This window comes from Bradyrhizobium sp. (assembly GCF_016462955.1).
In the GTDB taxonomy this organism is placed as follows: Bacteria; Pseudomonadota; Alphaproteobacteria; order Rhizobiales; family Xanthobacteraceae; genus Bradyrhizobium.
The window spans coordinates 1-7,994 of record NZ_JAEMSD010000123.1; the positions used below are offsets into that span (position 1 = coordinate 1).

Genomic DNA, 7,994 nt, shown 5'->3' on the forward strand with positions numbered 1-7,994 from the left:
CCCTCAGGGTGAGGCTAAGCAGCATCGGTGCACGTTGAAACTGGCGCGACACAATCGATCCTCATCCTGAGGGCCCGCCGGAGGCTCTCGAAGGATGGCCACAGGCGAAATCCCCCCATATGCGATTGCCCTGCCCGCAAGCGGGAGAGGGAGCGCACTTGCTCTGTGGTCGCCATCGAATCTGGCCGCTCAAGAATGGTCGGCGGGTCGCCGCTACCGCCGCGCGAGGGTGCAGCCGCTCGACAGCTGGCGCGTCGACCCGGTCGAGCCCTCGTTCGACTGCGAGGGGAATTCGTCGAACGGCGAATTCTGCTTGCCGGTGTTGAATTCGAATATCTTGCGGAATAGGCCCGGCGCCATCGCCGAGATCGGGTTGACGCGCATCACGGGCGCCGCCGGCGTGCCGACTACCTCGTAGGTCACGCCGATCAGCCCCTCGTTGTTGCCGCCGCCGAGGAAGATGCCGAACAGCGGGATCTGGCCAAAGATGTTGTTGACGCCGTACATCGGCACGAAGGTGCCGCTCATGCAGACCTGGTTGCCGGGATAGTCGATCGAGCCTTCGATGGTGGCGCCGATCATCGGGCCCTTGACTACGCCGTCGCGGATGGTGAGCGCGCCGTTCTGCCGGGTGAACTCGGCGCGCAGCGCGCTGAAGGAGACACCGTTGCCGGTACCGTTGGGGGCACCCGCAGCCACGCGCTCGAGCTGCGCCTCGCCCTTGACCGTGAAGTCGCGCACGCTGATGAGGCCTTCACGCACGGTGTTCGGCTCCGAAGATGGCGGCTCCATCGCCACCACCATCTGGCCGCCGACGGCCTTGGTGTAGGTGTCGGTGAAGCGCAGCAGCGCGCCGGCATCGTTGGTCTGGAGGTAGATCACCTCGCGGTTGCCCTGGGCGCGGCCGCCGCGCAGATCGGCTGCCACCGGCGTGTCGCGGCCGATCTTGCCGCTCAGCGTCAGGGCTTTCACCGCGCCGTTGCGTTTCGACATCTTGGCATCGAGGCTGCGCATGGACTCGCCGTTGAATCCGGCGACGGCGCCAAGCTTGACGTCGATGTCGAAATCAACGTTCTTCAACTTGCTCTTGTCGTCCTTGGAATGACCTGAGATCGCCGACTTCAGGAAACCTCGGCCGTCGAACACGTCGCCGCGCATGGTGCCGCGCACCACACCGTCCTGGCTGCGCTCCACTTTGAGCGAGGCTTTGTCGCCGTCGGACGGCGCGTAGGTCGGGAAATTCGCATTCAGGAGGTCGCCGTTCGCATCGACTTCGAGCGAGCCCTTGATCGAGGCGCCGCCGCCCTCGATCACGATGTCCTCGAACCGCGTCGACTGTGCCGTCGGCACCACCTTGAAGCTGGCCTTGCCGGACTTGCCCGGCAGCTTGACCCAGCCGGGGAGGATGTTGTCGAGCCTGACCGCGGTCAGATCGGCCTCGACGCCGAGCCTGGTGGTCTGCTCCGCGCCGCTCGCGATCTTGCCCGACAGCTTGATCGGCAGCGATCCGCTGACGGCGGGGCTGAGATCGAAGCCGAGCCGGGCGCGGCTGGCATCGTCCAGCGTCGCCTGCAATCTGACGTCCGCGTCGCCCTCGGCCGGCTTGCGATAGTCGAGCACGGCTGCCTGGCCGTTGATCTTGACGTCGCCCTTGACCTGATAGCCCTGGTTGTTGGCTGCAATCTTGAGGTTGTTGGCCTCCAGCTTCTGGTTCATCACCAGCTTGTCGGCGGCAAAGCCGTTGAGGTCGGCGGCGACGGCGTAGCTGGTGTCGGCCTTTGTCAGCTCGCCCTTGACCGGCATGCCGAGCTGGATGGTCGCCGAGAACGTCCCCTTGCTGGTGTTGGGATCGACGACTGTCGCCGACAGATCGCTCAGCCGATCATTGGCGAGCATTTCGGCGGCCGCGGGCACCGGGCCGTCGACACGGAACCGGGTCCGCGACGGCGACGGCTTCGGCGCCATGTCGGGCACCTCGAACACGAAGTCGGAGATCGTGACCTTGCGGCCCGAGGGCGTATCCGCAACGCCCTGCCCGATGTTCACGGTCGCAGTGCGCCCTGTCACGCGCGCCCTGAGATCGGCATCGCGCACCACGGGCATCCCGTCCACCGGACGGACCGCGACGCCGCTCGCCACGATGTTGACGGACAGTCCGTCGTCCGGAATGGGCGGGCCCTTGCGCGGCAGGTTCTTGGTCGGCGAGTTGACGCCGATCTCGATGCGCTGGAGCGTTCCACGCTCGATCCGTTCGATCACCCATTCGCGCAATTCCGGGACGACCAGCGTCGGCCACATCCGCTTCAAGGCCGAGGCCGACATCGGCGTTCCCGCAAAGCCGAGCGTGAGACGCGGCTCGCCGGAATAGTCGATGGCGCCGGTGCCGGCGACGCCGATCTCGCCATTGGAGACGTCGGCCTGTGTCAGCAGGATGCGCTTGTGGTCGCTGTCGAAACGGACGCCGATCGCGATGCGGTTGAAGACGAGCGGCGGCTCGTTGTCGATGCCGCCGAGCAGGATCGAGCCGCCGCTAAAGCCGAGCTGCCAGTCGTTGGTGGCGCCGTTGGGCGGCTCGAGATGCGCCAGCAGGGTCAGGCGGTTCGCGCCGGACAGAATCTTGAACGGTGCGACCAGGACTCGCCGGTTGGCATCCCACTCGACATTGATCTCGGCGGAATCGATCGCCATAGGATAATCGGGCGTGTCGGTGTCGATGATGTTGCCGGCCCCGGCCGTGATCTTGCCGCGGAAGAAGGTCGGGACGCCGTCGCGGCCGAGCTCACCCTTGAGCTCGCCCGTCAGCGGCAGGTCGGCCGTATAGGTGAGATCCTTGACCCGCAGCGCCAGCAGGAGGTTGGAGGTCGAGACCTTGTCGGCCTTGATGTCGACCGAGCGCACGCCGTTCTCGGCCGGTCCGATCGTGGCGCGCAGCATCCACGGGCGCGCGCCTTCTTCGCCGAGGCTGAGCGCGACGCCGCCGCGGCTCGGCCGGCGCAGGCTGAGCGTGATGTTCTCGAACGACCATTTGCTGCCACGCTGCTGATCGTCGACGATCAGATTGCCGTTCTTCAGGCCGATCTCGTTGAGGTTCTGACCGTCGAGGCCGGTCATGCTCAGGCTATCGAGCCAGTCGAGGCCCTGCAGGATGCCGCTCTGTGCGGCGGCTGCCTGCGGCGCGGCCTGCGATGCATCCGGGCTCGCGGGCGCTGTTGCGAATGGCGGCGGCGGAACGCCGCTGCGCGGGAATGTCGGCGGCAGGCCGGCGTCCTTCTTGGACGCAACACCGGTCGCCAGCGGCTTTGCGGTGTCGCCGGCGGACACGGTTACGGTGCCGTCAGGCGCAATGCGGATGGCGAGCTCGGCGTCGACGAGATTGAGACTCTCGGCACGCAGGTGCCCCATCAGAATGGCCGCGCCCGACAGCTTCACCTCGGCCTTCGGGGCGCTGGCGACGACGGCTTGATCGCGGTCGCGAACGACGATGTCACGGATGCGGACGGCGATGCGAATCCGGCCGGCGCGCTCGATCTGGGTGCCGCCGATTTCAACCGTGTTGCCGTGGCCGATATTCTCCTCGATCGCCGCCGCCAGCCATGGTGTTGCGATGTCCAGATTGATCGGACCGGCGCCAAGCCGCCACCACAGCGCACCGAAGCAGCCGACGAAAATGACGACGACGGTGGCGACGGCCCCGGCCGTGCGCTTCAACCAGCGGCCACCACCGACTCGGCGGCGCAACGCGCCGAACCCGAAACCGAAACGATGAAGGCCCGAACCGGAACGCGCCAGCAGCCGGCGTGCGCGATGGCCCGCCGCCGCTTCCTGATCGGGATCCCAGTCGGCATCATCCCATTCCTGCGGCTCATATGGGCCGCTGCGCCGATCCAAATCCCGGTTGTAGTCCTGGGGCGACGTATTCCTTGCCATTGCCTCTCGATACAGGCGCCCGTCGTAGGATTGAGCGCCGCCGGGACCGCAACCGTTCGCGGGACGCGAAGCTCCCTGCGCCGGCACGGCCGCCATACCTCGAATATTCCTGCTGTTCGTCATTTCGCCCCGGGAGCGCGTTCAACGAGCAGTGGGGTAGTGTGTGGAATTCCTTGTAACCATACTCCGGCGCCGTCAGATTTGCCCAGCCGAGGGCGCGATTCCGGCACGCCGGACGAGAGCTGCAATACCGCTTCGGTTGACCCGCCGAAAGCGTCGAAAGGAAGGCGTATGTCCAAGAAATCCCGAAAGAAATCGTCCAAAACGTCCTCCGGCAATCCGACTGCCAAAAAGAAGGCCGCAAAATCGCGGGCATCGGCTCAGACAGGAGCCGCGAAAACGCAGCGGACACCAGCAAGCAAATCACCCCGGACCATAGCAAAAGCAGGATCACATAAGGCCGCATCGAAACAGTTAAATTCATCCAAATCGTCCGCCCCGCCCGCTCCGGCGAAGTCCGGCCTGGCCGAGGGACAGAAGGCCCCCGCCTTCCGCCTGCCGCGCGACGGAGGCGACGTGCTGACGCTGGCCGACTATGCCGGCCGAAAGCTGGTCCTGTTTTTTTATCCCCGGGCAGATACCCCCGGCTGCACCAAGGAGGCGATCGACTTCACCCGTCTGGCCGACGCCTTCGCGGCCGCCGGGACCGCCGTGCTCGGCATTTCCGCCGATCCGTTAAAGGCCCAGGAGAAGTTTCGCGACAAACACAAGCTCGGAATCCCGCTCATCTCGGACGAGCAGCATGAGATGCTCGAGGCCTACGGCGCCTGGGGCGAAAAGTCCATGTACGGCAAGCGCTTCCTGGGGATTCTTCGTACCACGGTGCTGGTCGGACCCGACGGCAGGGTGGCCCGAATCTGGAGCAACGTCAGGGTCGACGGCCATGCTGACGAGGTGCTGGACGCAGCAAGGAGCCTTTAACCAGTCCCTCGAATTCGTCCCTTCCCCTTTGCAAAAAATTAACCATGACGAGCCCAGATTGCGGCGGCAGTTGAGCCGCAAGGAACCCATCCGACCGGCGCGGGAGTGCCGATGTCGAAAAGTTCTGCCCAATACTCGCAGTACCCCCAACATCATCCCCACGACCACGGCCGGGCCTTCCAGCGCCGTCCGGCCGTTGCGGCGGCTGCAACCGCGATTGCCCTGCCCGCGACCGACGACGCCTACACCATCGTCCATGCCGGCAAGCAGGTCCGCTTTGGGCCCGTGGTGTTCTGGATCGTGGTCGGCACCGTGGTGCTCCTCGGGCTGTGGTCGGCAGCGACCGCCACCTATTTTGCCTTCCGCGACGACGTTCTGACCCGGCTGATCGCCCGGCAGGCTGAGATGCAATACGCCTATGAGGACCGCATCGCCGAGCTGCGCGCCAAGGTCGATCGCACCACCAGCCGGCAACTGCTGGACCAGGAACAGTTCGACCAGAAGCTCGACCAGATCATGAAGCGCCAGACGGCGCTGGAGTCCCGGGCGACGGCGCTCGGGGCCATGCCCGACGTCACCGGCTCGATCTCCCGCTCGGCCCCGCAGCAGCGCGGCGAGGCCGGCCAGACCACACCGAAGCCGTCGCCGATCAGCGACACCGTCATCTTCGTGGCGCCGCCGGATCGCGAAGCGCGCCTCGAATCGCGCGCGCCGAGCGTGGTGGCCGCGCCATCAAGCCAATTCGCCAGAAATCAGAGCTTCGACAACGTGCTGGTCCGGCTCACCAACTCGCTTGACCAGGTCGAGCGGCGCCAGATGGCAACGCTCAGCGCCGTCGAGGAAAGCATGGATTCGCGCATGCGGCGCATGCGCGGGGTGGTCAGTGATCTCGGCTTGAACCTTGCCCATCTCGAATCCGCCGTGCCGCGCAGCGCGATGGGCGGCCCGTTCGTCCCCGTCAAGCTGACGGCCAATGCCGGACCGTTCGAAAAACAATTGCACCGCATCAACACAACGCGCGCCGAGATGGACCGTCTCAACCGCACCCTGGCGCTGGTGCCCTACCGCAAGCCCGTCATCGGCGAGGTTGAGTTCACCTCCGGCTTCGGCGTGCGCAGCGATCCTTTCCTGGGCCGGCCGGCAATGCATACCGGGCTCGACTTCCGCGCCGCCACGGGCGACCCCGTCCGCGTCACCGCCTACGGCAAGGTGGTTTCCGCCGGCTGGTCCGGCGGCTACGGCCGCATGGTCGAGGTCGATCACGGCAACGGGCTGTCGACCCGCTACGGCCATCTCTCCGAGATCAACGTCAGAGTCGGCGAGATCGTGAAGATCGGCCAGGTGATCGGGCTAGTCGGCTCGACCGGCCGTTCGACCGGCCCGCATCTGCACTACGAGACCCGCATCGAAGGCGAAGCGGTGGACCCGCAGAAATTCCTGCGCGCCGGCGTGCGGCTCAGTGCGGGTTAGTTTCGGCATTGCGCCGCAGACGCACTACATCCTCCCGAAGGGAAGCATTAGGTCCCCTTTGCGTTGAACATTGCCTCAGGCTGGTGTCTTCAATGCAAGCGCCAGATCGCCAGTAACCTACACCACGCGCCGCAATACGCGCCCATCGATCACGAGCAGCGCGCTAGCAATGACCAGGGCGCCGGCAATCTCACGCACTGAAATCGACTCACCCAGGACCAGATAGCCGAGCAGGATTGCAGTCACGGGAAGGAGGAGCGTTACCAGCGTCACGTTGGTTGCCCCCGAGCGCCGCAGGACTTGGAAAAAGACGACATACGCGAGCGCGGTTGAGAGACCAGCTGAGCCGAGCACGGCGAGCCAGGTCGTCATGCCAGGCATCGCCAGGCGCCATGGCTGGTCGAACACGAAGGCCAGCACCGTCATCATGACCGTCGATGCGAGCAACTGACAGGTCGCCGTCGCAAGCGGTGGCGATTTCGACAGCCAGCGCCGTGCCACCAAAGCCGCAAATCCGTAGCTGAGGGCCGCACCGAGGCAAAGCAGAATCCCGATTCCCTGACCTGCCAGCAATTCGATCCCGGCCCCCTTCAGAATGATGACGCCGATCAGGCCCACGACAACACCCACCGCCCGACGCGCTATCAGCCTCTCCTCTCCAACTGCAGCCATTACCACGACAGTGAATAAGGGTGTGGTAGCGTTGAGGATCGACGCCAGCCCGCTCGAAATGAACAATTGTGCCGTCACGATCATGGAGAAAGGCAACACGTTGTTGAGCAGCGCCATGGCCACATAGGGGCGCCAACTCGCGACGTCTCCGGGAAGGCTGATCCGATAAAGCCGCAGGAGCGGCAGAAGGAAGGCCGCACCAACCGCCACTCGCAGCAGCACCAGCGTCAATGGCGGCAATTCCCTCAAGGCTGCGCTGTTGAAAAAGAATGAGCCGCCCCACAGGATCGAAAGGAAGCCCAACAGCAACCAGTCGCGTGCGTCAATCCTGTTATCGGCGGGAGGCATAACGTCTCACATCTGGCGGCAAGAGCCTTCGCCTAACGCGAAGCCACTGGGGTGACCACCCGATTTCCGCAACAGAGCTGTGCGGCTTATTTCCGCCGCGACACCAGCTCGATCATCCTGCCTTCATCATCGTCAGGCATCGCAGCTTTCGCCTGCGCGTAGGCCTCGACGGCGGCGCGCGCGACCAGCGGCTTGGCGGCCAAGAGGCTCTCGGCCAGCTTCACCGCATAGGCCGCATCCTTGTGCCGCAGCGCCGCGGTAAAGGTCGCCCCGGAAAAGTCGCGGGCGACCATGCGCTTGGAGTGGCGCGCGACCTGCGGGCTGGCGGCGACACCCGCCTGGATCGATTCCAGCACCAGGTTCATGTCGAGCCCGGCCTGCTCGGCGATGGCGAGGCCCTCGGCAAGGCCGGCGATCTGGATCGCGCCCATCAGATTGTTGATCAGCTTGTAGACCGTGCCGGCGCCGACCGGGCCGAAATGGCGAATGGTCGAGCCGATCGGCGTCAGGTACGGCCGCGCGCGTTCGAGATCTGCCGCATCGGCGCCGGCGAGCAGCGTCAGCTGTCCGGCGGCGGCTGCGTCCGGCAATCCGGT

The 7,994-nt window shown here is 65.5% G+C and carries 5 protein-coding genes; 2 read left to right on the top strand and 3 right to left on the bottom strand.

The window, feature by feature from the left end; translation table 11 throughout:
• Positions 1–213: 213 nt before the first annotated feature.
• Entirely contained in the window at positions 214–4,023 is a 3,810-nt protein-coding gene (locus JHD07_RS15165; protein WP_291623517.1) for a DUF3971 domain-containing protein, read from the bottom strand.
• A 195-nt stretch (positions 4,024–4,218) separates the two neighbouring features.
• Here JHD07_RS15165 and JHD07_RS15170 point away from each other — a divergent pair, with 195 nt between their 5' ends.
• Together JHD07_RS15170 and JHD07_RS15175 are read left to right on the top strand one after the other, a co-directional pair.
• The gene (locus JHD07_RS15170) at positions 4,219–4,908 is read left to right on the top strand and encodes a peroxiredoxin (protein WP_291623519.1); all 690 of its coding nucleotides are present in this window, start codon (positions 4,219–4,221) and stop codon (positions 4,906–4,908) included.
• A 111-nt stretch (positions 4,909–5,019) separates the two neighbouring features.
• Complete coding sequence (locus JHD07_RS15175; RefSeq protein ID WP_291623521.1) at positions 5,020–6,378, top strand: peptidoglycan DD-metalloendopeptidase family protein; 1,359 nt, start codon at positions 5,020–5,022, stop codon at positions 6,376–6,378.
• Positions 6,379–6,495: 117 nt separating this feature from the next.
• Here JHD07_RS15175 and JHD07_RS15180 read toward each other — a convergent pair whose 3' ends face one another.
• The gene (locus tag JHD07_RS15180; RefSeq protein ID WP_291623523.1) at positions 6,496–7,398 is read right to left on the bottom strand and encodes a DMT family transporter; all 903 of its coding nucleotides are present in this window, start codon (positions 7,396–7,398) and stop codon (positions 6,496–6,498) included.
• An 86-nt stretch (positions 7,399–7,484) separates the two neighbouring features.
• Positions 7,485–7,994: NAD-binding protein (locus tag JHD07_RS15185; protein WP_291623525.1), on the bottom strand; the 510-nt coding region annotated here is incomplete at its 5' end.

Excerpts from the sequence above, each read along its gene's own strand:
- JHD07_RS15180 (WP_291623523.1), bottom strand. The coding sequence starts at position 7,398 with ATGCCTCCCGCCGATAACAGGATTGACGCACGCGACTGGTTGCTGTTG.
- JHD07_RS15165 (WP_291623517.1), bottom strand. The coding sequence starts at position 4,023 with ATGGCGGCCGTGCCGGCGCAGGGAGCTTCGCGTCCCGCGAACGGTTGC.
- JHD07_RS15170 (WP_291623519.1), top strand. The coding sequence starts at position 4,219 with ATGTCCAAGAAATCCCGAAAGAAATCGTCCAAAACGTCCTCCGGCAAT.
- JHD07_RS15175 (WP_291623521.1), top strand. The coding sequence starts at position 5,020 with ATGTCGAAAAGTTCTGCCCAATACTCGCAGTACCCCCAACATCATCCC.